This is a genomic window from Duganella sp. CY15W (assembly GCF_009857555.1).
In the GTDB taxonomy this organism is placed as follows: Bacteria; Pseudomonadota; Gammaproteobacteria; order Burkholderiales; family Burkholderiaceae_D; genus Rugamonas; species Rugamonas sacchari.
Window position 1 is genome coordinate 70,139 of the sequence record NZ_WWCQ01000002.1, and the last position, 24,971, is coordinate 95,109.

Below are 24,971 nucleotides of genomic sequence, written 5' to 3' on the forward strand. Positions count from 1 at the left end.
CCGGATTGTTTATTGTTCGGTGGCGAGGCGTTTGCCGAGGCGGTACAGGTATTCCTGGCCGTCGTACAGGGACTTCACGCGGATATGCTCATTGAGGCCGTGGGCGCCGCTGCCTTCGGGGCCGTGGAACATGCCGCTGATGCCGTAGGTCCAGATGCCGGCGTTGTTGAGGAAGCGGCCATCGGTGCCTCCGGTCGACATGGTCGGAATCACCGGCACGCCCGGCCACATGTCATTGCTGATGGCTTCCACCGCTTTCATCAGCGTTGGCGTCATCGGCGGCATCGGGCCATCCACACCGTCGCCAATGCGCGTGATCTTGATTTTGTCATCGGCCACCACGCGCTGCAGCGTCGCCTGTACCTCGGCGATCGGCTCACCCGGCAGGATGCGGCAGTTGACGGTGGCCCGCGCACGCTGCGGCAGCGCGTTGTCGGCGTGGCCCGCATCCACCTTGGTGGCGACGCAGGTGGTGCGTACGGTGGAGTTGTGCGATGGGCTCAGCGCATACAGGCGGTCCAGCGCGGCCTGATCCGGCGGGTCCTGCAGGATGGCTTGCATGTCTTGCGCCACCTGGCCGGTTTCTACCTTGGCCATGCGCTCGTAGAATGCGCGCGTCACCGGCGACAGCTTGAACGGGAAGGCGAACTGTCCCAGGCGCGACAGGCCATCGGCCAGGTGATAAATCGCGTTGTCCTTGAGCGGCGCGGAGCTGTGGCCGCCCGGATTGGTGACTTCCAGCTGGAAGCTCTGATAGACCTTCTCACCGGCCTGGATGCCATGGCGTACCGGTTTGCCGTCCTTGTCCAGCAGGCCGCCACCGCCTTCGTTGAGGGCGATTTCGGCGTCGATCAGCGCGCGGTGATGGTTGACCAGGTATTCGGCGCCGTCAAACTTCGACGGTACCATTTCTTCATCACAGGTCAGCGCCAGGATGATGTCGCGCTTGAGCGGCAGCTTTTCTTTTTTATACAGCAGCATATTGTTGACGAAGGAGGCCGCCATGGCCTTGTCGTCAGAGGCGCCGCGCGCGTAGAACATGCCGTTTTCTTCGACCAGCTTGAACGGGTCGCGCTCCCAGTCCTCGCGGTTGGCTTCCACCACGTCGATGTGGGCCAGCAGCAGCAGCGGCTTCTTGCTGCCGTCGCCCTTCAGACGCGCGACCAGGTTGCCTTTCTTCGGACCGCCCGGCGGCACGATGACCTGCAGTTCGCTGTCCTTGAAACCGCCCGCCTTGAGGCGTTTGGCCATTTTTTGCGCCGCCACGGTGCAGGAGCCAATCGAGTTGGTGGTATTGGTCTCCACCAGTTCCTGGTAGATGGACCGCATCTGCTGTTGCACCGGCGTCAATTCCGCGCCATGCGCAGCGCTTGCCACTGCCAAACCCGCCAACCACCACGTTGCCTTGTTCATATCGCCCCTGTCCGGATGAGATTGCCTAAACGGCCAAATTTATACCCGGCCCATAGGGCTGTCAATAAAGTGGATTCAGAGACTTGCCAAATCCGGCAACCGCCCGCTATAATTGCGGCCCTTGGCCTGGTAGCTCAGTTGGTAGAGCAGAGGATTGAAAATCCTTGTGTCGGTGGTTCGATTCCGCCCCGGGCCACCAAGAATTCAGAGTATCTTCAAAAAGGGTTACAAGCATGAGCTTGTAACCCTTTTTGCATTGCTGGAGGGCATTCTGCTAGTATCTTGAAGCCATCCCTGAGGTGCTCGATGATGGACACACTCGGTGAACGCTCTCTTCAGTGATGAGCGACTCTGCCCCTATTACATTCGAGATTCCGACCAAGATGATTCCTATATTAGCCCCAGACTCTTATCGCGGTTTCTCGGCCCCCATTGGAGGTATGCTGGACGGGGCTGAAAAAGCGGCACAGCCGATATTCATCGGTCGGGTGCTTTGGCCCGACGGTACTGACTCGGAAGATGCTGTCATTAAACTCTACGAAACAAATAGCTGCGGCGTCGCTAACGAAACAATAGGTTACATCGTCAATGCTCTGCGTGGTGTTCGACAGCCGAAAAGAGGTGGTATTCTGCTCCTGTCGAAGCGTGAATTACCTAATCTTGAAAGAGATTTAAGTGATTTCATTGATCCAAACTCTGGTTTGGCTGCTTGCTGGATAACATCCTTTGAGCAAAATGCGCAACCATTTCGGTATATCCGAAAGCTTTCGAGTTTCTCACGAAAGCAAAGCGATGCGTTCTACAAGAGTACCTTTTGCGTCAGGCTTGCAACAGTAGATCATGTTACAGGTAACAATGATCGACACGAAGGCAACTTTCTGTATGAAGATGACCTGAAATACTTAGCTATAGACCAAGGCTGCGTTGGGGGAAGCAGGTATTGGCACACCTCATGGCCAGACCAGAATCCACGGAACGAATTGGCATTGCTTGCACAAAATTTTTTGAACGGGTCGCAGTTAGCAAAATGGCGAGCAGATGCGATCATGGAATATGAGAAAGCCCAGTCTAGTTGGGATAGCATTCTGATCCAAATTTCGTCGTTACTGCCTGGCTTGCTTGGTAACGATGAAATCGATACGATCATGGATTATATGAGGGGCCGAGCAGCAGGGCCAGCATTTGCGGCTAGTTGTGAGAGGTTAATCTGATGGATCTTCTAGAACTTCTAAATCGAGCAACGCCGTCACCTCAGCCTTTGCTTACTGGTGAATGGGCGACTATCGCATTTCGTCCAGACTTGGGTAGCCAACAAGAATTCATTGTTGGTGTTGCGGCTGCAATCGAAGGCGACTCAGAACCTCACTTAAAGTGGCTTCCGTCGCTTTCAAAGTTAAGTCACTTATATGGCGACGCCATTACGTCATCTGATACCAGAGATCTTTTTGACGGATCAGAAATAGCAATTCGGTCGAGTTTCCATAAGGCATTAAAATCTTTGGACAGCGGCACCCCTCATTTGCGCGTAGTGCCTTGCGGTTACGTTGCAACTCATGACATAAACGTCGAACTAACTAATTTGCTTAAACGGCAAGCCGGTGCGATTTGGCAAGATATCCAGCATCGGGACGCCCCTATGGACGATGATTGGGCCTACGCAATAATGTTAAGGACGCTAAAATCTTTTGATGGGAGGAACCCCGATCCTTTTGTGCCTGGCCGCTCAGTCGTGATCGGTAATAAAAATCTGCAAATCGGTTTAGACAACGGTAACAGCTACGGAAATATCGTTTCCGCGCGATATGCGTCCTTTTCGACAGTGCAGAACCATATCCACTCTTCATTACTACAAATAACGATCGCTCACAGACTATCGCAGCGAAAAACAGAACCCGCGCTTTTTGTCATCCTTCCCGAACCAACAACGTCAGCAGAGGTTGTAACAACAAAAAAAACTACTGATTTGCTGAAAGAGGTTGAGGACGCTGGAGTGGCACAGTTTTGCAACAATGACCCTGCAGATGTCGCATTCAAAATACGGAAGTGGGCGCTGGCAGCTTAACAAGAGAATTGAAAATCCTCGTATAGGTGGCTCGAACCCGCCTTGGGCCACTAAGAATATTCTGAAGAAATCAAAGAGTTACATGCAAAAGTGTGTAACTCTTTTTTATTTCCAAAAAGTAATTCATCAGCTGCCGCCCGGATAAATCACTGTGGTTTGCGGCATTAGCTGGAAATCACAGCACTTCTCTTTGCGTTTTCACAATACCAGCTCCCCCACTCGATGAATACTTTCCAAAAAACACGTCAGTTCCCTTGCTGCCGTCTATGCTTACTGGAAGGGTCGAGATGAAACGCCACACAATCACTCTGGGAGCATCAACCACTGCGGGCGGTAAGGTTATCTCGGCCAGCAGTCACGGCAGCATTCACGGTGTCATCATCGCGCTTGAAGGCGATTTAATTTTCTGCCCTGCATGTAAGTCTCAGGGGACAATCCAATGTATCGCTCCCCGAATTCCAGAACTATGGAGTGACAAAAATGTCGCACTGGAGAACGATTTGTGCATCTGCGGATGCCTCAGTCCTCCCCGACTTTTGCCGAGCCAATCGGTCAGATATCAGGTCATTGGCGAAACAGCAGCTGATGCGCGCCAAGCGGCAGAACGGTCGATAGCAGCAGAGGTATGGGCCGATGCAGGGACGATGTTTGACGACCGATACATCCTGATCGACGAAGAGAGCGGCGAGCCATTTGCCAATACTGAATACGCCTTGCAGCGGCGGGACGGACAGGTCGAGTTCGGAACAACAGACGCCCAGGGGCACACGCATCTGCTGACAGCGGCAGCCCAGGCAGAAGCCATTCACATCTACGCGTGAGGTGCATATGACGACTACGCTGACGTCGCCATCCGGGCGGGTTCTTCACCATCGTGCAACCCGAACTACAACGCTACGCGAAGATGCTGAAGCCAAGGCCGTAAGGATCAAGCTGAGCAAAGAGCAACGGTTGGCTGAAAACCAGGAATACCTGAAGAACGCTAACGTTCAGGCCTTCCTGAAAGCCATTGCCGATGCAGAAGGCGGTGGCTATGACTTCAAGTACGGCGCAGTCAAAGGCCGGCGCAACGACCCTTGGCGATTTACGGACTTTTCAACGCATCCTGGCCCCGGTTACGATGGCGTCACGACGGCAGCTGGCATGTATCAGATTAACAAAGCAACGTGGCAAGATCACGGCGCGCACCGCATGGGACTAACTGACTTTACACCGCAGACTCAAGATCTGATTGCCGTCTCGATTCTTCGCGGGCTCGGTGTCATCGATAAAATCAAGGAAGGAGACATCGAGTCCAGCCTCTCTGCGGCATCAAAACCATGGGCTGCGCTCCCTATGGATCGCGGTCAAGCCGGCCGTCATGACCAGCCTCATGTCACGTTCGAACACTTTGAGGTGGCATATAAGGCTGCTGGAGGTAGCAGCAAATGACACACACCTGGATTGCAATGGTATTTCTCGCCGGGCTTGCCTCGCTGGCCGAATCCAGACCGCTTGCGCTCCAAACCGGAGACCGATTCATCACCGTCCGAACAAAGCTTTATGCCGATGGCTGGCGCGCAGATCCTGCTGCCCATGCGTCAACTGGGGACTATGATGGTTTGGACCGGCTGCTTGTCCAGGCGGGGTACGCCGAAGTTGATTACTGCAGCGTTGGGAAGTCTGACTGCGTCCTTCAATATACAAGAGGTAATACTTGCCTGCGTCTCCATACCCAAGGCGAGGAAATACGCTCAATGAAGGTTGAGCGCTGGACCAACGAGTGCCGTGAAAAGGGACCAAGCGAAGCACAGAACTTACTTCCCGCCGACGTAAGATACATGGCCCAATGGCGGAACGAGTGCGCTGACTTTGAACAATGCAAGGGGGCAGATGCCTATTTGCTGAGGCTCAGGAAAAAATATGCGCAGAATACTGCGGTCATGAAGATACTCAAGGCTTATAACCGTCCGGTAGAAATTTATCCAGACACAAAAAAATAAACCGTCGCCGCCCGCCGGCATCATCCAGGATCATCTGGTCGACTCGGGTTCACAGAAAATAAATAGCAAAAACGCCACCCTCGGGTGGCGTTTTTGCTATGCTTGCCAGATTTGCGAGGACGGGATGGCTCAGAGCCCTCTGCTGCTGCGGCGACTGCTGCGGGCGAAGGACCGGATGGATGGCGCGCCCCACGAGGAGTGGCCGGTCGGGCGCCTGGCCGAGGTCAGCGCGGTGTCGCCGGCCTATTTTGCGCGCGAGTTCAAGAAGGCGTTCGGCCTGCCGCCGCACCGCTATCTGCTCACGCGCCGCATCGAGCGCGCCAGCGCGCTGCTGCGCGACACCGACCTGCCGATTACCGATATCGCCCTGCAAACCGGCTGGACCAGCCTGGGCACGTTCGGCCGCATTTTCCGCGATATCACGGGCGCCAGTCCTGGCGAGCTGCGTGTGACGACGCGTCCGGCGCCGGACGCAGCCGCGCATATCCCGGAATGCGTGATGCGCGGCGCCGAGCGGCCTGACCTCAATATCGCAGTTTTGGAGAAGCGCCGCCAGAAAGCCACTGGCAAACTGTGATCTCACTTTAACGGAGGGGATATGAATCAACGTGTCGATGTAGCCGGTATCTATGTGCGCGATCAGGATGAAGCGCTGGCGTTTTACGAGAAACTTGGTTTTGTGGTGCATACCGATGTGCGCAACGGCGATTACCGCTGGCTGACGGTGCAGCTGGCCGAACAGCCATCGTTCCAGCTGGGCCTGTTCCGTCCCGGGGCGCCCGTGCATGACGCCGCCACCGCGCAGGCGCTGCACGAGCTAGTGGCCAAGGGGGCGATGCCGCCGCTGGTACTGCAGGTTGACGATTGCCGCGCCGCCTACGAGCGCCTGAGCAAGGCCGGCGTCGAATTCACGCAGGAGCCGGTGGCGCGCTACGGCAAGGTCGATGCCGGTTTCCGCGACCCGTCCGGCAACGGCTGGAAGATGATCGAGGCAGCGCGGAGCAACACGCAATGAGCTGGGCCCACGCCATCCGCCAGAGCCACCGCTGGCTGTCGATGCTGTTCACGCTGACGGTGATCGCCAACTTCGTGGCGCGGGCGACGGCGCCGGGCGAGCCACCGCCGTGGATCACTTATGCGCCACTGCCGCCGTTGTTCCTGATGCTGCTGTCGGGCCTGTATCTGTTTGCCCTGCCCTACACCGGCCGGCAGCGCGGCGCGCGATGAACACGCTGACCGTCGGCACCTCGCTGGCGATGGTGTACGAACGCATCAACGCCGCGCTGTGGGATCTGCACCAAAGCTTTCACCGCTCGGGCCGGCTGGATGACGCCAACGCCAAGCTGGACGAGGTGGCGAAACTGTTTGCCGCGTATCTGGCGTTCAAAACCGGCGCCATCCCGGCTTTTCCCGGGGCCGACGCGCCGCAGCTGATCGCTGCGCTCAACGCGGCCTTCACCGCGGCCGCGCGCTTGCCACAGTACACGCTGGCCGACGGCAGCTCCATCTTTGGCGCCCGGCCGGCGCTGGCGCTGCGTACGGGCGACGAAGCGCTGGCGCGCGAGCTGATCGCGCTGATCCGCGACTGCGTCGACCTGGCGTTTGATTTGCGCGGCGCCGGCCAGCCGTTCGACATCCTCAACGAGGCCTTCGGCCACTTCATCCGCGACAACTTCCGCGGCAATACGGAAGACGCGCAGTACATGACGCCGCCCGAAGTGGTGGACCTGATCGCGGACATGGCGTTTCTTGAGCTGGAGCGCGAGCTGGCGGCGCGTCCCGATCCCGGGCGCCACTGGCTGATTGCCGATCCGGCCTGCGGCGTCGGTTCTTTCCTGGCGGCGGCCTACCGCCGCGCGCGCCAGTCCGGCACGCTGCCGCCGCAGCGCCTGCGGCTGGTTGGCCAGGACAAGGTGGAGCGCATGGTGCGCCTGTCCACCATCAATATGGCGCTGTTCGATGTCGAGCAGCACCGCGTCACGCTGGGCAATTCGCTGGAGCGCGGTTCGGCGCTGGATGCCTGCAACGGCGAGGTCGATGTGATCCTGACCAATCCGCCGTTTGGCGCGCGCTATCCGGAGCACGCCATCAGCCAGCGCTGTGCAGAGAATACGCCATTCTTCTGCGCGCCGCGTTCGTCCACCGGCATGATCGATTCCGAGCTGCTGTTTGTCGACCGCTGCATGACCTTGCTGCGTGACGGCGGCCACCTGCTGATGGTGGTGCCGGATGGCGTGGTGTCCGCCAAAGGCGTGGCGGCGACCTTGCGCAAGCATCTGGCGGGCATGGCCACGGTGAAGGCGGTGATCGATCTGCCGTCCACCACGTTTGCCCAGGCGGGCACACGCACCCGCACGTCGGTGCTGTATCTGCGCAAGGGCCGCACGCCGGCGCCAGCGGCAGCGTTGCTGGGCATCGCCACCGATCTGGGCTTCCAGGTGTCGTCGCGCAAAGGGGTGCAGGTCAAGGTGCGCCAGGGCGTGAACCAACTGCCGGCCATCATGGATGCCTATCGCCGTACGGCCGCGCACGACGGCGCCACCGCGGCCGTCGTGCTGAACGCGGCGCCATCGTGCGTGGTGGTGCCGGAGGCCATGCTGCTGCAGGGGCCGTGGACCGCCAGCCACTACAGCGCACGCCGCGTTGAAACGGTGGCGGTGCTGCGCCAGAACGCTGACTACCAGCTGACGCCGCTGGGCGAACTGGTCGAGTTCCTCGGCGACACGCGCCGCCCCACGCCATGGCAGGAAGGCTGGGCCTTCATCTCGGTGCTGCACGTGCTGGGCGAAGGTTTCCTGGACATGACGAGCGCGCTGCGCCATGCGCCCAAGATGCCGGGCATGCCGACGCAGGCGGGCGAGCTGCTGCTGTCGCGTCTGAACCCACGTATTCCGCGCATCTGCATCACGCCGGAGTTTGGCGTGCCGACCTTGTGCTCGACCGAGTTTGAAGTGATGCGCATAAAGCAGTCCCAGCACACCTATCTGTTGGCCTATCTGATGCAAACGGCTGCCGTGCAGAAGCAGATCCAAAGCCTGACCTCGGGCACTTCAGCCTCGCACAACCGCATCCGCACGGCGGAACTGGCGCAGGTGCTCATCCCGATACCAAAAGTGGGATCGGCTCTCACTCAGGCCATATGGCAGCAAACCGCTATTTACCAAACGGCACTAAACCACTTGGAGCAAGGTGCAAAGATGATCTGCGATATACGCGCACAAGAGCCACACTTGTTCCAATGCTGAGTCGTTGATATGGCATCATGCGCTGATGGGGCCTAGACCTGTGTCCTGCTAACGCAGAAGCACATCTCGTGCGGGACTGTCACACAACTCATCAGCCAGCTCATGGCCTAATTTGTAGAGCTCGACGATTTCCTCTGCGGTTAAACGCTGGTCTAGCGTAGTCAAATGCGGAAAGTCCGCATACTTACCCTGCATTGGATGACGCGCACCACTAATCTTGATGTGGACATAGTCAGCCGTTTCTGCCGCAAAATCAGGCCCTTGAGGATAATGCAGTTTCCCGTACAGGATATTGGATGTGTTTTGGCGGAAGCGGCGTGCTTGGGCGCCTAGCTCAATGCCCTGAATTTCCAACCACCCCAGCCCCTGCGTTTGCAGCATGATGCATAGCTTGCGCAAGTCTTCAAACTTAAAATCGGGATCATAACCAGCATCGAGACAAACAATTCTCTGTACTCGCCGTTTTGCCAGAGCAAGAACCCCGAGGTTTTCCACAAAACCTCCGTCTGAGAGACGAATTGCCTGCGCGGGATTCCTTCCCGCTATCGTCAGCAACCGTTCCAGGCTCAGCATGGCTGACTGATCAGCTCTTCCCTGTTTGGGAATCCAGTAGTCTGTGCCACCAATTAATGCTCCCAGCAATGACCGCACTGTCGCAGTTTTCTTGATAAAGTCGATCGCGCCACCTGAAATTGCCATAGCATCGGCCAAAGTCAGTTGCGGCAGCCAAGCTTGCGTACGGTGGTAGCCAGAAAATTCATGCCCAGAATACAGTGGCGTCAATTCAAATGTTTCCAGATGACTCCCTACATTGGCCGTCGCATTAATGATGGGGTATGGATTCCACGATTGCCCAGTAGCATGAAATGGGCGCTTTTTCGTCAGCCAAGTTGCAAATGGCAGAAAACGGATCGTCAGACAGGCCCGATAGGCACGAAAGATTAAATTCATACCATTTTGGCAGGAAATTTTTAGGTACATTGCAATTAGCAAACCTGCTAACGCCAGCCCAAAATCCACAGGCAAAAACCATGAAGATTGAGCAAACCAGCGTACCGTGCCAACTGCGAGCACAGAAAGCAGTGCCAGCAAAAGCCAGCGAAATGCAGGGTTGGCAGAGTCCCGGAAGCGGTGCGGGCGCGCTGCCACAAATGCGCCGCTCCCCAGCATGGACGCGACAATTATTGCTATCAGCCACCAGAAAGATATCCAAATTGCTGCAGAGAACGTTGAGAAAAAACAAAAAAACATCAGGATGACGGCCCGCCGTATCACGGCGCTTTCGCGTGCTTGGGTGGAAGCGGCAGTCCACCACTTCATACGTGCCGAATAATAGGCCAGCCCTCCCCCCAAACAACCCAGAATAAACAACAAACTTGCGTGGCTTTTACCTTCTTTACCTTCATTCGCGAAAATGGCCCATGCAGGAATACAAATATAAGCAAACAGCAGCAGGAAATTGAGGAGGGGGTCCAGCAGCCCGCCCGCCACGATCATGGCCCATTGATAAGAGGGAGCCAGCAGCTTGTAGTTTTGAGGGGTGAACGTCGGCGTTTTCTTTAAATTGCCAACGTGATCAGTTAGCATACAGGCGGCATATCCACCGCCTGAAACGGAGGACATATAGTCAAAGTGAGCCAGCATCTTTCTCTCGGCAAGCTTTTCCATCAATCCGCGCGCAATAAAGCCGGCGCGAATACCTCCGCCGGACAAGGCAAGGCCCTTCAGGCTTTCACTACGCAGTTCGCCCATCGCGCCCAAGCGCACTGCTTCATTACGGCGATAACAAATTCGCTCATGCTCCGCTGTACGAAGCTCCTTTGGATATTGCTCAACCCCACCCATCGTTCACTTTCAAAATTCCGCAAGTGAATGCAATTTTACACAAGGCAACATCAACACTCTGATATGACGGGCGCATTGCGCTTAATTTCGTCGTCTATCTACCTATTTGGCCCACTCTTGCCAGCGAGGCGCGCAGCGTCATGGTGACGGGGTAGCGGCGTGTGACGGGGCGCTGCAGGTCGTAGCAGCGGTTGAGCAGGTCGCTGACGCCGTTCTGCGTCATTTCGCGCCACGGCATGTGCACGGTGCTCAGGCGCGGGGCGGAAAATTCGGCGCTTGGCGTGTCGTCGTAGCCGATCACGGAAATCTCGTGCGGCACGCGGATGCCGGCCTCCTGGAAATAGGACAGCGCACCGGCCGCCATTTCATCGTTGGCGCAGAACATGGCGCTGCAGCGGCGCCCCGATTCCACCAGCTCCTTGGCGGCCGACCAGCCGCCCGCCGGCGAGAAGTCTTTTTCCACCATCCACATGGCGCTGGTATCGACGCCGGCCGCAGCCAGCTCCTGCTTGAAGGCGGTGACGCGCAGCACGTTGTCGGGCAGGCCGCCGGGGCCGGCCACGATGGCGATGTCGCGGTGGCCATGGTCCAGCAGGGTGCGCGCGGCGATCTTGCCGCCCGCCTGGTGGTCGACCGTGAAGCATTGCGCGGCAATGCTGTCGAAGTGGTGGTTCAGCACCACCATGGGCTTGGGGCGCGGCCCCATGGCGCTCAGGTCTTCTTCCTGCAGCACGTTGGTCATGAGGATCAGGCCGTCGCAGCCGCGTTCGACCAGGAAGGCCACGCCTTCAATCGCCTGCTGGCGCGCGCCGCCCAGGCCGGCGCCGAAGGCCACCACCATGTGCAGGCCGGCCGCGCGCAGCTCGGTGTCGATGATCTGCAGGATCGGCGTGTAGAAGGTGCCGCTCAGCACGGGGATGTAGACGCCGATCATCTTGCTGTTGCCGGACAGCAGGGTGCGCGCGGCGTGCGAGGGCCGGAAGCCCAGTTCGTCAATCGCGGCGCGCACCTTGGCCAAGGTGGCCGGCGACACCGAGCCCTTGCCGCTGACCACGCGCGAGGCGGTGCCCAGTCCCACGCCCGCCAGGCGGGCCACGTCTTTAATGGTCGCCACGGTGTTGTCTTTTCACGTAAGTCATGATGTTGAGGAAGGTGTCAGTCCAGTACAGGTCGCGGTGCTGCGCCAGGTACTTTACCAGCTCTTCGTGCGCTTGCGCGCTGGTGGTGAGATAGTCGCCGCCGACGCCGTGGAAGGTGAAGTTGACCATGGTGCCCTGGGCGGCGGCCTGCTGCACCAGCGCGATGAGCTGCGCCCCGCTCTGCCCTTCGGGCGCATACACGCCCACCGCGTACGGGTCCAGCGTCGGCATCGCCGGGGTGACGGCGGCGCCGCCGACCTTGATGGCGACAAAGCCCTGGTGCAGGCCGGGCAGGTAGTTGATGCCGGCCGCCAGCACGTCGCCGCACGGCACGGTGTAGGTGCGCTCGCGCTGGCCGTCGATGGCGTACAGCATGGTGTTGGCCAGCAGCACCTGGTCCTGCATCTGCGCGGCGCTGGTGGTGTCGAGGTCGCGCTGCGGCTGCACCCAGTCGTGGCCGGGCGCGCTGCGCGCGCACTGGTGGAACAGGCTGTGGTTGCCCAGCTCGTGGCCGTGGGCGGCCGCGCGGCGCCAGTCGGCCAGGCGCTGCTCGACCGCCGGATTGGACAGCTGCAGGTAGAAACTGCCTTTGAGGCCGTACTTGTCCAGCGTCGGGATGGCCTGGTCGAGCTGCGAGTTGAGCGCGTCGTCGTAGGCCAGGCTGACTGCGGCGCGGGCGCCGTGGGGCCAGACAAAGGGGGCGGCGGTGGCCGCGGCTGGCGCCAGCAGCAACGCTGCCAGGGTCCAGCAGGTGCGTCGTGTCATCCGGAAGCCTCACACATGGAAACGTTACCAGATGATCGCACCCGCGCGCTGCCGCTGTCAACGCCCGGCGCTGGTGGAAATCAATTGGAAACGTTGCCAATTTGCCTCACTTGGCGCCCCTGGCTACTGGTTTACTAGCAATCTGCTGCGCTGCGAATTGACTTTGATTTTTGATCGATGCTATATTCATCACAGGATTGGAAAGCTTTCCAAGTTTTGCAGAGTAGGCAGGCGGAGTTGTTCATATAAAAACAGGAGATAACATGCATTATCCTAAAGCACGGCAATCACTGATGAGTCTGGCGGTAGCCAGCGCCTGCGCGGCTGCGGCCGCGCAGGTGTACGCGCAAGAGGCGCCGGCCAAGGCGGCCGATGCGCCAGCGGACGTCCAGAGCGTGGTAGTGACTGGTCTGCGCGCATCGCTGTTCTCGTCGATGAATTTGAAACGCAATTCCGACGGCATCGTCGACGGCATTGTGGCGGAAGACATCGGTAAATTCCCTGACACCAACCTGGCCGAATCGCTGCAGCGCATTTCCGGCGTGTCGATCGACCGCAACATCGGCGAGGGCCAGAAGATCACCGTGCGCGGCGTCGGTCCCGACTTCAACATGGTGCTGCTCAACGGCCGCCAGATGCCGACCTCCAATCTGGGCGACCTCAACGGCCGCGCCTTCGACTTCGCCAACCTGGCGTCGGAAGCGATCTCGCAGATCCAGGTGTACAAGACCAGCCGCGCGGAAACCCCGACCGGCGGCATCGGCGCCACGCTCAATGTGATGACCGCGCGACCGTTCGACCGTCCGGGCCTGCACGCCAGCATTGGCGCCAAGGGCGTGTATGACACCTCCAACGACAAGCTGCCGCACGACATCCAGGCCAACCGCTCGCTGACGCCGGAAGTGTCGGGCATCTACTCCAACACCTTTGCCAACAACACCTTTGGCGTGGCGCTGACCGGCAGCTACCAGGAACGCAACCTGGGCTTCAACAATGCGGCCGTGTCGAATGGCTGGAAAGGCCCGTTCCGCGGCGATGAAAACAGCTGGGGCGTGATCCCGCAAGGCCCGAGCGACAGCTGCCCGGCGTGCGTCATCACCAACCGCCCGACCGGCGGCAATCTGTACTCGGTGCCGCAAAACCTGAACTACAACTTCAACGGCGTCAAACGCCAGCGCACCAATGCCCAGCTGACCTTGCAGTACAAGCCGGTCGACACGCTGGTCACCACGCTCGACTACACCTATTCGGAAAACAAGCTGCAGACCAAGCGCAACGACATTTCGGCCTGGTTTAACTTTGGGCCGTCGAGCAGCGCCTGGACCTCGGGTTCGCCGTCGAGCCCGCTGGTGTACAAGGAGTTCGTGTCGAACAGCGACATTGCCATGGGCGCGGCCGACTTCGCCACCAAGACGCAAAACAAATCGCTGGGCTTTAACGCCGTGTGGAAGCCATCGAGCACGCTGCGCATGGAACTTGATGCGCACCACTCGACCGCCGTGTCGGGCGCCGACAGCCCGTTCGGTTCCAGCAACACGCTGGGCACCGCCAGCTTCAGCCGCGGCAACACCACGGCCGACTTCAGCCACGACTTCCCGGTCCTCAGCATCGAGGGCGCCGACTTTGTCGGCAAGCCGCAGCAGGTCACCGGTTCGGTGTTCACCAATTCCTATATGAAGGGTGAAGTCGAGCAGCTGCAGGCCAAGGGCGCGTGGAAAGTGCTGGAAGCGTCCGAAGTCAAGTTCGGCCTCAACTACACCAAGGTGGACAACCGCTCGGCCTTCTCCAACAACCAGCGCGACACCTGGGGCGGCGCCACCAAGCCCTCCGACTACCCAAGCAGCCTGTGGCACCCTGACACGCTGCGCCAGTACTTCGACAAGATCGACGGCAGCGGCAACCCGAACCTGTTCAACCAGTTCTACACCTTCAACTTCGCGCAGGTGCGCCAGGTGGTGGCGAATGCGTCCGGCCAGCCGAATCTGTACATGCCGAAGAACTACTTCGACAACGATGCGCGCACCGAAGAGAAATCCAAGGCGCTGTACCTGCAGTTCAACACCGACTGGGATACCAGGCTGCCGATCCACACCTCGGTGGGCGTGCGCTACGAGAAGACCGACGTGGTGTCGACCGCGCTGGTGCCGTCCGCCACCAAGATCAGCTGGGTGTCGCAGAACGAGTTCCCGATCACGTTTGGCGATCCGACTTTCACCACCCTGACTGGCCGCTACCACAACCTGCTGCCCAGCTTTGACTCCGACATCGAGCTGACCTCGGACCAGAAGCTGCGCTTCAGCTATGGCGAAACGATTGGCCGTCCACGCTATGACCAGATCCAGGGCGGCACCACGCTGAACTCGCTGGTGCGGACCGACGGCGGCACCGGCTCGGCCGGCAACCCGGCGCTGAAGCCGGTCAAGTCGAAAAACTTCGACCTGTCCTACGAGTGGTACTACGGCAAGCAGAACTTTGTGTCGCTGGGCCTGTTCAAGAAGAACCTGGAAAACTACGCCGGCCAGTCGCGCGTGTTTGCCACGCCGTTCAATCTGCACACGCCGGTGGGTGGCGCGCTGTGGAACGAGGCGATTGCCAGCGCCTGCGCGAATACCGACACTACCTGCATCCGTAACTACATCTTCAAGAACCACCCGACCGCGCCAGGCGTGACGCCGCCAGGGGTCAACGGCGATGTCAACGGCACCATCGTCGGCCAGCCGAGCGATCCGGTCGCGCAGTTCCAGATCACCTCCTTCTCCAACCAGAAGAAGGCCAGCCTCAACGGCGCCGAGCTCAACCTGCAGCACATGTTCGGCGAAAGCGGCTTTGGCGTCTCGACCAACTACACCTTTGTGCACTCGGGTCTGCGTTACGACAACAATGCGGTGGGCGAGCAGTTTGCGCTGGTGGGCCTGTCCAACTCGTACAACGTGATCGGTATCTACGAGGACAAGAAGTGGACCGGCCGTCTGGCCTACAACTGGCGCGGCCAGTTCCTGTCGTCGACGTTTGACGGTTCGGGACCAAACCCGCAATATGTGGAACCGTATGGCCAGGTGGACGTGAGCCTGACCTATGCCTACAACGAGAAGCTGAGCTTCCAGCTGGAAGGCATCAACGTGACCAACCAGATCCAGCGCGTGCATAGCCGCACCCAGCAGCAGCTGGAATCGGTGACGCAAGGTGGACCGCGTTACATGATCGGCGCGCGCTACAAGTTCTAAGCGTTGTAGCGACGCGACTGCGAGGCCGCTGTGAGGACAGCGGCCTTTTTTCGGTTAGAATTTTCGTACGCCATTACGTAATAAGGGACTGTATGCTGAGACGTATCGTGATCGTAGGCGGTGGTTCCGCCGGCTGGCTGACCGCCGGCCTGATCGCGGCAGAGCACCGCGCCGCGCCCGCCGCGCTGCACATCACGCTGATCGAATCGCCGGACGTGGCGCCGATTGGCGTCGGCGAAGGCACCTGGCCCAGCATGCGCGATACGCTGCGCCGCATCGGCGTGGCCGAATCCGATTTCTTCCGCGCGTGCGACGCCGCCTTCAAGCAAGGCTCGCGCTTCAATGGCTGGGTGGATGGCAGCGCGGACGACAGCTATTTCCATCCATTCTCGCTGCCGCAGGGCTATGGCGAAGTGGACTTGCCGGCGCAATGGCAGGCGCAGCACCCGCAGCGCGCGTTTGCCGACCTGGTCAGCTATCAGCCGCTGCTGTGCGTGCAGGGCCGCGCGCCCAAGCAGGTGGTGACGCCCGAGTATGCAGCCGTGGCCAACTACGGCTACCACCTCGATGCCGGCAAGTTCGGCCTGTTCCTGCGCCAGCACTGCCAGGAAAAGCTCGGCGTGCATTACGTCGCCGACCATGTGCTGAGCGTGGTGTCGCATGACAACGGCGACATTGCCGCGCTGCGCACGCAGCAGCATGGCGACATTGAGGCCGAGCTGTTCATCGATTGTACCGGCATGCAGTCGCTGCTGCTGGGCCAGCACTATGGCGTGCCGCTGGTCCCGCAGCAGCATGTGCTGTACAACGACGCCGCGCTGGCAGTGCAAGTGCCCTACCCGGCTGACGATTACCCGATCGCTTCGCACACCTGCTCCACCGCGCAAAGCGCCGGCTGGATCTGGGACATCGGCCTGCCGACCCGGCGCGGCGTCGGCCATGTGTATGCGAGCCGCTACATCAGCGACGACCAGGCCGAGGCGGAGCTGCGCGCCTACATCGCGCGCACCAGCGGCCAGACCGACATTGCGACGCCGCGCAAGCTGCGTTTCAACCCCGGCTACCGGGAGAAATTCTGGCACCGCAACTGCGTGGCGATCGGCCTGTCGGCCGGCTTCATCGAGCCGCTGGAAGCGTCGGCGCTGGCCATCGTCGAGATGTCGGCTGCCATGGTCAGCGAAGAACTGCCGGCCACGCGCGCGGCTATGGACATCGTCGCCAAGCGTTTCAACGAGGCGTTCACCTACCGCTGGGAACGCGTGATTGACTTCCTCAAGCTGCATTACGTGCTGAGCCAGCGGCGCGACACCGCCTACTGGCGCGACAACACGGACCCGGCCAAGGTGCCAGAGCGTCTGCAGGAGCTGCTGACGCTGTGGCAGCACCGGGCGCCGTCGCGCAGCGATTTCTACCGCATCGAAGAAGTGTTCCCGTCCGCCAGCTACCAGTACATCCTGTACGGCATGGGCTTCCGCAGCGATTTCAGCCGCGCGCCCAAACCGCAGGAAGCGGCCATGGCGGACGGCTATTTCCATGAAGCGGCCAGTCTGGCGCGCAAAATGCTGGGCGCGCTGCCGGACAACCGCGCCCTGATCCACCACATCAAGCGTCACGGCTTGCAAAAAATCTAGAACGAGAGACCCCATGGCCCATCCAGTTTTGCTCAACAACCTCGAACACCGCGAGCTGCGCGTGATCACCCGCCGTGGCGCCGCGCTGGGCGACCAGCTCATGTCGGTGCCGACCTTCCCGTCCGAATTCCGCGACGTCCAGGCCTGCTATCCCATCGTGTTCCGCAAGACCACCGATGGCCTGGGCTTCGAGCCGATCGCGCTGTTCGGCTTTGAGGACGGCGAAAACCTGTTCCTGCGCGGCGAGCGCTGGGACGCGCCCTACATCCCGCTGCTGCACGACCGCCAGCCGTTCCTGATCGGCGTCAGCGGCGAAGAGCTCATGGTGAATGTCGATCTCGAGCACCCGCGCGTGAGCCGCAGCGAGGGCGTCGAAGTCTTCAAGCCGCATGGCGGCAGCACCGAGTTCCTGGAGCAGGCTAACTCGATGCTGCTGGCCATCCACCAGGGCCTGCAAGGCACGCCGGGCCTGGTTGCCGCGCTGCTCGAACACGAGCTGCTGGAAAGCTTTGTGCTGGATGTGGAACTCAACGACGGTTCGCAGAACCGCCTGGTCGGCTTCTACACCATCAACGAAGACCGCCTGCAGGCGCTCAGCGGCGAAGCCATCGTCAAGCTGCACCAGGCCGGCCACCTGCAGGCGATTTACCTGGTGATCGCATCGCTGTCCAACTTCCGCATGCTGATCGACCGCAAGAACGCCACGCGCCATGACTGAGGCCATCCGCGAAGTCAGCGGCCTCGGTCCGGCCGACCTGACTGACGCCCTCCTGAGCGCCACCGCGCCGCTGGTGCTGCGCGGACTGGCGTCGAGCTGGCCCATGGTGCGCGCGGCGCGCGAATCCGACCGCGCCGGCAGCGACTACCTGCGCCGCTACTACCAGGGCGCCACCATCGGCGCCATGCTGGGCGGACCGGAAGCGGCCGGCCGCTTCTTCTACAACAGCGACCTGAGCGGCTTTAACTTCCAGCCCGTGCACGCCAAGCTGACCGGGGTGCTGGACGAGATCGAAGCCAAAAGCGCCATGCACCCGGCGCCGACCATCTACGTCGGCTCGACCACCATCGACACCTGCCTGCCCGGCTTCCGCCAGTTCAATGACCTCGACCTCGGGCGGCGCGACGCGCTGGCCAGCATCTGGATCGGCAACCGCACGCGCATCGCCGCCCACTACGACCTGCCGGACAATGTGGCGGTGGTGGCGGCCGGCCACCGGCGCTTTACACTGTTCCCGCCCGAGCAGCTGGCCAATCTGTACGTGGGACCGGTGGACTTCACGCCGGCCGGCCAGGCCATCAGCCTGGTGGATTTCCTGAATCCCGACTTCGACCAGTTCCCCCGCTTTGCCGAGGCGCTCAAGCATGCGCAGACCGCCGAGCTGGGACCGGGCGACGCGCTGTTCATCCCCAGCATGTGGTGGCACCACATTGAAGCGCTCGATCCGTTCAATGTGCTCATCAACTACTGGTGGCGGCAATCGCCCGACTTCATGGACACGCCCACCAATGCACTGATGGCAGCGTTCCTGACCATGCGCGACTTGCCGCCGGCCCAGCGCAAGGCATGGCAGGAGATCTTCCGTCACTACATTTTTGAAGCCGATGAACACACGGCCGCCCACATACCGCCCAATGCGCGCGGGGCGCTGGCGCCGCTCACGGAAGACGGCGCCCGCGCGCTGCGTACCCAACTACTCAAAAGACTGAACCGCTAAAGGAGACAACCATGCGTGACACTAACAATCGCCAGCCGGTACGGCGCGTCGTGATCTGCGGCGGCGGCACGGCCGGCTGGATGGCGGCGGCCGGCATCTCCAAGGTGCTGGGCAAGCTGCTCGACATCAAACTCATCGAGTCGGAAGAAATCGGCACGGTGGGTGTGGGCGAGGCCACCATCCCGACGCTCATGAACTTCCACAATGTGCTGGAGATCAACGAGCAGGAATTCATGGCCGAAACCCAGGCCACCTTCAAGCTGGGCATCAGCTTTGAAAGCTGGCGCGACGTCAAGCAAGACTATATCCACTCGTTCGGCACCACCGGCATCGACCACTGGACTGCGGGCTTCCAGCACTTCTGGCACAAGGGCGTGGAGCGCGGCGTGGCCGGCGACTATGGCGACTACTGCCTGGAGCTCAAGGCCTCGCTGGAAAACCGCTTTGCCCACCTGCCCAACAACGGCATGAACTACGCCTACCACCTGGATGCGAGCCGCTACGCCAAATACCTGCGCCGCCTCAGCGAACCACGCGGCGTGCAGCGCATTGAAGGCAAAATCGTCAGCTACGCCAAGCATGACAACGGCGACGTGCGCTCGGTGACGCTGGCCTCGGGCCAGGTGATTGAGGGCGACCTGTTCATCGACTGCACCGGCTTCCGCGCGCTGCTGATTGGCGACGCCATGCAGGAAGAGGTGGAAGACTGGTCGCAATGGCTGTTCTGCGACCGCGCAATTGCGGTGCAGACCAGCTCGGTCGGCGACGCCGTGCCACTGACGCGCTCGATGGCGCACCAGGCCGGCTGGCAGTGGCGCATTCCGCTGCAGCACCGCGTCGGCAACGGGATTGTGTATTCCAGCCGCCATCTGGACGAGGAGACGGCGCACAAACAGCTGCTGGCCAATGTGGAAGGCAAGACGCTGATTGAACCGCGCGTGATCAAGTTCAAGCCGTGCCAGCGCCGCAATACCTGGAAAGGCAATGTGGTGGCGATCGGCCTGTCCAGCGGCTTCCTGGAGCCGATCGAGTCGACCAGCATCCACCTGATCCAGCGCAGCGTGATCCGCCTGATGCAGTCGTTCCCGTCGGATGGCATCCAGCAGGCCGATATCGACGAGTACAACGCCCAGTGCAACCGCGAGATCGACCACATCCGCGATTTCATCATCCTGCACTACCACGTCAACAACCGTACGGATGCGCAGTTCTGGATCGATGCGCGCGAGATGCGCATTCCGGAGTCGCTCAAGCACCGCATTGACCTGTTCAAGGAAACCGGCCGCGTGTTCCGCATCCCGAACGAGCTGTTTGCGGAAAACTCGTGGATACAGGTGATGCTGGGCCAGGGCATCATGCCGAAGTCGCACCACCAGACGGCGGACCTGATGGCCGATGAAGAGCTCAAGGCTTTCCTCGGCGGCATCAAGGGCCGGATCGACCGCACCGTGGTGCAGCTGCCGACGCACCAGGCCTATGTGGAACGCTACTGCGGCCGCGCCGACGCCGGGGCCAAGGCGGCTTAATCAAACGCGACGTCTTCAAGGCGGAAGCGGAATATTTTCAGGACGGAGATCAGCTGCAGCAGGGTATCGGTGTCTACCTGCAGGGTCATTGTGGATTTCATTCGATTTCTCCTTCTGCTTTTCTCTATTTAGATCTGAAATCTCCTGAAAAGTTCAAAGCAGAAGATTTCAGAAAAAAGCAGAACAAAATAGAAGGAAAAACAGAAGACTCGCCACAGGGAAGCGTGCGAGCTACCCCATACCCAGGCTGCTCACCAGCGCATCGAACACCAGCCGGATGCGCGCGGGCACGGGGCCGCGCTGGGGTCGGTAGACGTAGATGTCCCAGGCGTCGGGCTGGAGTTTCTGCAGCACCGGCACCAGCCGGCCGCTGGCGATATGTTCATCGGCCATGAAGCCCGGCAACTGGCCGAAGCCGCGGCCCGCCAGGATGGCCTCAAACTCCGCTTCCGAGTCATTGCTCAGAAAGCGTGGATTGACCGGCGAAATGTGCTGGCCGCCAGCAAAATACCATGGCCACGGCCTGCCCGTACTCAGATCACGCAGCGAGGTCGTCGGCAGCTCATGCAATTGCTCCAGCGTCTTTGGCTTGCCGTATTGCGCCACCAGTTCCGGCGTGCCCACCGTACGGAACGGCGGCGACGCCACGCGGCGCGCCACGTAGCGGCTGTCATGCAGCGAGCCGTAGCGCACACCGATATCGATGCGGTCGTCCACGACATCCGCATGCGTGTCGCTGAGCTGCACGTCAAAGCGCAGCAGCGGATGCTGATTGCCCAGTCGGTGCAGCACCGGCAAGATCAGGCGACGGCCCAGCGCCACCGGCGCCGTCAAGCGTACCAGCCCTTCCGGCTGCAACGGCGCCGCTTCCGTTGCTGGCTGAAACAAGGCATCGAGCCGTTGCACGCTATCGCGCGCCTGCGCGGCAAGATGTTCGCCATAGGTGGTGATCTGCACGCCGCGCGTATTGCGGTGGAATAGCAGCTCGCCCTGCGCCGCCTCCAGATCCTGCACCGCGCGCGTCACCGCCTGCGGCGAGATCCCCAGCCGGGCGGCAGCCTCCTTGAAGTTGCGCGCTTCCGCCGCAGCCACAAAGATGCGCAACATCTCCAGGCGATTGAGCATATAAGAATTCCTGAAATTGGAATTCTCAAATCATATCATTTCCATTTATTCCCATAATCGAACTTCCTATACTGGGCTCATCAACCAACCATCAAGGAGCCTCAAATGAACAACATCGAAAACAAGGTCGTCGTCATCACCGGCGCCAGCAGCGGTCTGGGCGAAGCGACCGCGCGCCATCTGGCCGCGCGCGGCGCCGCCGTGGTACTGGCGGCCCGCCGCACCGACCGGCTGGAACAGATTGCCGCCGACATCCGCAGCGCCGGCGGCAAGGTGGCAGTAGTGGCCACCGACGTCACCAGCCGCGCCCAGGTACAGGCGCTGATCGACACGGCAGTCAGCGTGTATGGCCGCATCGACGTACTGGTCAACAACGCAGGCCTGATGGCGATTGCGCCGCTGGACGAAGTCAAGGTGGAGGAATGGGACCGCATGATCGACATCAACGTCAAAGGCGTGCTGTACGGGATTGCCGCCGCGCTGCCGCAGTTCCGCAAGCAGAACAGCGGCCATTTCATCAACGTTGCCTCGGTGGCGGGCCTGAAAGTATTCAGCCCGGGCGGCACAGTGTACAGCGGCACCAAGTTTGCGGTGCGGGCGATTTCGGAGGGGCTGCGCCATGAGGTGGGCGGCAGCATCCGCACCACCACCATCGAACCGGGCGCGGTGGACACGGAGCTCAAGCTGGGCAGCTCGCACCAGCAAAGCGCGCAGTTCGTCAACGAGTTCTACAAACTGGCGATCCCGGCGGACTCGGTGGCGCGCGCGATCGCCTACGCCATCGAGCAGCCAGCCGACGTCGATATCAACGAAATCGTGCTGCGCCCGACGGTGCAGGAGTTCTAAGCGGCGCTTACTTGGCAGCGACCACGCCGCAGGCGAGGCGCTTGCCGGAGTTGCCGGTTGGCTGGGTCATGAAGTCGTCCGCGTCCGCGTGCACGATGAGGCCGCGGCCCACCACATTGCCGGCCGCGCCCGCGTCCAGCGAGATCTGGCTGGTCGGCACCACCAGGTGCAGCTTGGCGTTGCCGCTGGCGTCCGCCGTGAGGTTGCCGAAGTCGCCGCCGTGATGCATGGCGTGGGCCGGATCGCCGTGCTGCTGGCTGCCTGGATTGAAGTGGCCGCCGGCGCTGGTGCCGTCCGGCGCGCTGCAGTCGCCCTTCTCGTGCAGGTGGAAACCGTGCACGCCCGGGGTCAGGCCCTTGACGTCGGCGTCGATGGTCAGCTTGCCATCCTGCTGCGCAAAGCGCACGGTGCCGCTGACGTTGTTGCCCTGGGTCGGTTTCAGTTCCGCTTCAGCGGTGGTGGCGGCGGCCTGGGCCAGGCCGGTGGCGGCCAGCGCCAGGCCAAGCGCCAGCAGGCGGGAAGTGGCAAAAACGGAAGGAACGCGCATCGTGTGTCTCCAAAAAAATAAGCAGGCCATTATTGTTGCATTATTTTTACGTGACGTGCGTTCCGTTTTGTTTCCCGGATTTACATCAGCCGACGATGGCGCCGCGCGGACTGCCGAACCCCAGCGCCTGGTCCAGCAATGACCGCTGGGAAGACGAACCGGTACCGTCGATCGTGCCCACGCCTGCAACATAGTAGGACGACGAAGGCAGCGTTTCCAGATCCAGGCGGATGGTCCCGGCCGGATCCCTGGCCATCAAACCTGCCGGGCTCCCATCCTCGTACAGGCCTTTGAGCAGGTAGCAGAAAGGCACGTCGTGCGACACCGAATTGCCCTCTAAATTCAATTTGGCCACCCCCCCCCAAGATTCGATACCAAACACGGCTTGGCCTGCTCCGAAACCGGCAGCACGAATAACATTGGCACGTGCGGTCAGTGAGCAACCTGACGCAACGTTGTTTTTCGAAAAATCGACATGCCAGCCAATCACCGCATCGAACCAATTCGGCAGCGTCGAGGACGACGGATAACTACGGCGTCCATTGGTGGAATACACCGTATTGCCGTCAAAGGTCAGATTGGTGTTGGCGACCGTGCCTTTGGTAACGATCAATGCACAATCACAGTGCAGCAGATTGCCAAGGAAGGCGTTGGACTTGCCGCTGTTGTCCTGCAGCGCAGTACGGCAATTGATGACGATGTTTTTTTGTACCTTGCAGCCGTCGCTATTGATCTCACAATATAGACCCGCACCATCGTGCGGATGGTCGCCGATGCCCTGGGCATAGGTGTCGACAAAGTTGTACTGCACTGTCGTGCCGCTGATCGGCGCCTTGCTGGTGGGACGCTCCTGCAGATACACCGCCCCGGCCGAGGTGCAGCACTTGCCGCCGTCATAGAACCAGTTGTATTCGATCAGGCAGTCAGCCAGGTTATTCCCCAGCCGCACACCGCCGCTGGCATAGTGCTGCAAGGAGCAATCGTGCACATGGACTTGTACGGTAAAGGCGTGGTCATCGGCATAGCTGCCGATCAAGCCCATCACGTTTTCGCCATGGCAGTTACTCATTTCGAAACCGGTAATATTGGTTTGGATAGTGTCGAACGAACCGATGCCAATCAGGTTGGGCGCCTCTTCAAAATCGATATTCTCCACCGTCACATACGAGCCGCAACGCAGCAGCATCAGGCAGCCGAATTCATCGCCTGCAATCGTGATGCCCTGGTAATAATCGGTCGGGTTGGATTCCTTAGGCGCGTTGACATAAATGCGTTTCGTGTACTTATCGGAAACGTAGGCATACTTCACATTCTTGAGCGCCGTGTAATCCTGCTGATACGAGTACGAGATGCCCCAGTGGCCATCGCCAAAGCGCACATAGGCATAGTCAAATTTACGGTTATTGGGATGCGCAAAGTACCAGCCTTGGGTGGTAGGGTTATCATCCCACACCCAGTCCGATGCTTTCGGCTGGAAGCGGTAACGCACCTTGGGCAAGGTGTCGGGTGCGCCACCCGGATCATAGTTGGTCAGGTAGGTGCGCTTGTCCGCGGTGCCGTTGAGGTTTCTTATCGTCACGGCATTGCTCAGTTCAAACACGGAGTCATTGGCCAGCGCAATCACCGAGCCGGCCGGTATCGTCAGCGCAGCCAATTCGTCCAGCGAAGCAAGCGCCGTTGCCGGCGTTTTGCCGTTGGCCCCTTTCTTGCCACGCCGTGCATCGATGTACAGGGTGGGCGTACGCACCACGGCACCGGGCGTGCGATGGGCTTTTTGCAGCGCGGCATACTGGGCCGGCGTCAGGCCTGCGGCCTGCTGGGCATAAGCCAGGGGATAGCGGGCCAGCAAGGCGCCCAGCACAGAGAATTTGATCGCATCACGACGGGTGGTCATTATCACTCCAAA

22 protein-coding genes and 1 tRNA gene are annotated in these 24,971 nt (G+C 60.4%); 16 read left to right on the plus strand and 7 right to left on the minus strand.

Annotation, left to right across the window (positions count from 1 at the left end; translation table 11 throughout):
* Positions 1–9: 9 nt before the first annotated feature.
* Positions 10–1,413, minus strand: coding sequence for a M20/M25/M40 family metallo-hydrolase (locus GTP58_RS09890; RefSeq protein WP_161077392.1), 1,404 nt, complete (start codon positions 1,411–1,413; stop codon positions 10–12).
* Positions 1,414–1,536: 123 nt separating this feature from the next.
* Between GTP58_RS09890 and GTP58_RS09895 the strand changes: the two genes are divergently transcribed.
* From GTP58_RS09895 to GTP58_RS09940, 10 genes are all read left to right on the plus strand, one after another.
* Positions 1,537–1,612, plus strand: a tRNA-Phe gene (locus GTP58_RS09895).
* Positions 1,613–1,754: 142 nt separating this feature from the next.
* Complete coding sequence (locus GTP58_RS09900) at positions 1,755–2,624, plus strand: hypothetical protein (RefSeq protein WP_202413621.1); 870 nt, start codon at positions 1,755–1,757, stop codon at positions 2,622–2,624.
* Positions 2,624–3,475: a hypothetical protein gene (locus GTP58_RS09905; RefSeq protein WP_161077393.1), complete on the plus strand. Its 852-nt coding sequence runs from the start codon at positions 2,624–2,626 to the stop codon at positions 3,473–3,475. The genes GTP58_RS09900 and GTP58_RS09905 overlap by 1 nt, the downstream gene beginning before the upstream one ends.
* 287 nt (positions 3,476–3,762) lie before the next feature.
* Complete coding sequence (locus GTP58_RS31335; protein ID WP_229215530.1) at positions 3,763–4,296, plus strand: PAAR domain-containing protein; 534 nt, start codon at positions 3,763–3,765, stop codon at positions 4,294–4,296.
* A gap of 7 nt (positions 4,297–4,303) precedes the next feature.
* Positions 4,304–4,906: a paar repeat-containing protein gene (locus tag GTP58_RS09915; protein ID WP_229215531.1), complete on the plus strand. Its 603-nt coding sequence runs from the start codon at positions 4,304–4,306 to the stop codon at positions 4,904–4,906.
* Complete coding sequence (locus tag GTP58_RS09920) at positions 4,903–5,457, plus strand: hypothetical protein (RefSeq protein ID WP_161077394.1); 555 nt, start codon at positions 4,903–4,905, stop codon at positions 5,455–5,457. The genes GTP58_RS09915 and GTP58_RS09920 overlap by 4 nt, the downstream gene beginning before the upstream one ends.
* Before the next feature lie 124 nt (positions 5,458–5,581).
* The gene (locus tag GTP58_RS09925) at positions 5,582–6,034 is read left to right on the plus strand and encodes a helix-turn-helix transcriptional regulator (protein WP_161077395.1); all 453 of its coding nucleotides are present in this window, start codon (positions 5,582–5,584) and stop codon (positions 6,032–6,034) included.
* Positions 6,035–6,055: 21 nt separating this feature from the next.
* Positions 6,056–6,472 carry a VOC family protein gene (locus GTP58_RS09930; RefSeq protein WP_161077396.1) on the plus strand — a complete coding sequence of 139 codons (417 nt, stop codon included), beginning with the start codon at positions 6,056–6,058 and terminating at the stop codon, positions 6,470–6,472.
* Positions 6,469–6,684 (plus strand): hypothetical protein, encoded by a 216-nt coding sequence (locus tag GTP58_RS09935; protein WP_161077397.1) that lies wholly within the window; start codon positions 6,469–6,471, stop codon positions 6,682–6,684. The genes GTP58_RS09930 and GTP58_RS09935 overlap by 4 nt, the downstream gene beginning before the upstream one ends.
* Positions 6,681–8,702, plus strand: coding sequence for an N-6 DNA methylase (locus GTP58_RS09940; protein WP_161077398.1), 2,022 nt, complete (start codon positions 6,681–6,683; stop codon positions 8,700–8,702). Before GTP58_RS09935 ends, GTP58_RS09940 begins: the two co-directional genes overlap by 4 nt.
* A gap of 48 nt (positions 8,703–8,750) precedes the next feature.
* Here GTP58_RS09940 and GTP58_RS09945 read toward each other — a convergent pair whose 3' ends face one another.
* The 3 genes from GTP58_RS09945 to GTP58_RS09955 form a co-directional block, all read right to left on the minus strand.
* Complete coding sequence (locus GTP58_RS09945; RefSeq protein ID WP_161077399.1) at positions 8,751–10,547, minus strand: hypothetical protein; 1,797 nt, start codon at positions 10,545–10,547, stop codon at positions 8,751–8,753.
* Positions 10,548–10,641: 94 nt separating this feature from the next.
* Positions 10,642–11,661 carry a LacI family DNA-binding transcriptional regulator gene (locus GTP58_RS09950; RefSeq protein ID WP_161077400.1) on the minus strand — a complete coding sequence of 340 codons (1,020 nt, stop codon included), beginning with the start codon at positions 11,659–11,661 and terminating at the stop codon, positions 10,642–10,644.
* On the minus strand, positions 11,648–12,451 hold the full coding sequence (locus GTP58_RS09955) for a polysaccharide deacetylase family protein (protein WP_161077401.1): 804 nt from the start codon (positions 12,449–12,451) through the stop codon (positions 11,648–11,650). The genes GTP58_RS09950 and GTP58_RS09955 overlap by 14 nt, the downstream gene beginning before the upstream one ends.
* 263 nt (positions 12,452–12,714) lie before the next feature.
* Here GTP58_RS09955 and GTP58_RS09960 point away from each other — a divergent pair, with 263 nt between their 5' ends.
* The 5 genes from GTP58_RS09960 (at position 12,715) to GTP58_RS09980 (ending at position 20,547) form a co-directional block, all read left to right on the plus strand.
* Positions 12,715–15,675, plus strand: a complete 2,961-nt coding sequence (locus tag GTP58_RS09960; RefSeq protein ID WP_161077402.1) for a TonB-dependent receptor — start codon at positions 12,715–12,717, stop codon at positions 15,673–15,675.
* Between the two features lie 92 nt (positions 15,676–15,767).
* Positions 15,768–17,306 carry a tryptophan halogenase family protein gene (locus tag GTP58_RS09965; protein WP_161077403.1) on the plus strand — a complete coding sequence of 513 codons (1,539 nt, stop codon included), beginning with the start codon at positions 15,768–15,770 and terminating at the stop codon, positions 17,304–17,306.
* A gap of 13 nt (positions 17,307–17,319) precedes the next feature.
* Positions 17,320–18,024: a SapC family protein gene (locus tag GTP58_RS09970; RefSeq protein ID WP_161077404.1), complete on the plus strand. Its 705-nt coding sequence runs from the start codon at positions 17,320–17,322 to the stop codon at positions 18,022–18,024.
* Positions 18,017–19,021, plus strand: a complete 1,005-nt coding sequence (locus GTP58_RS09975; RefSeq protein ID WP_161077405.1) for a cupin-like domain-containing protein — start codon at positions 18,017–18,019, stop codon at positions 19,019–19,021. Before GTP58_RS09970 ends, GTP58_RS09975 begins: the two co-directional genes overlap by 8 nt.
* A gap of 11 nt (positions 19,022–19,032) precedes the next feature.
* Entirely contained in the window at positions 19,033–20,547 is a 1,515-nt protein-coding gene (locus GTP58_RS09980; protein ID WP_161077406.1) for a tryptophan halogenase family protein, read from the plus strand.
* Positions 20,548–20,778: 231 nt separating this feature from the next.
* Here the strand turns inward: GTP58_RS09980 and GTP58_RS09985 are convergent, their stop codons facing one another.
* Entirely contained in the window at positions 20,779–21,672 is an 894-nt protein-coding gene (locus tag GTP58_RS09985) for a LysR family transcriptional regulator (RefSeq protein ID WP_161077407.1), read from the minus strand.
* Positions 21,673–21,777: 105 nt separating this feature from the next.
* Here GTP58_RS09985 and GTP58_RS09990 point away from each other — a divergent pair, with 105 nt between their 5' ends.
* On the plus strand, positions 21,778–22,518 hold the full coding sequence (locus GTP58_RS09990; RefSeq protein WP_161077408.1) for an SDR family oxidoreductase: 741 nt from the start codon (positions 21,778–21,780) through the stop codon (positions 22,516–22,518).
* Between the two features lie 7 nt (positions 22,519–22,525).
* Here GTP58_RS09990 and GTP58_RS09995 read toward each other — a convergent pair whose 3' ends face one another.
* Positions 22,526–23,065, minus strand: coding sequence for a superoxide dismutase family protein (locus GTP58_RS09995; protein WP_161077409.1), 540 nt, complete (start codon positions 23,063–23,065; stop codon positions 22,526–22,528).
* 85 nt (positions 23,066–23,150) lie between these two features.
* On the minus strand, positions 23,151–24,959 hold the full coding sequence (locus GTP58_RS10000) for a hypothetical protein (RefSeq protein ID WP_161077410.1): 1,809 nt from the start codon (positions 24,957–24,959) through the stop codon (positions 23,151–23,153).
* Positions 24,960–24,971 lie beyond the last annotated feature (12 nt).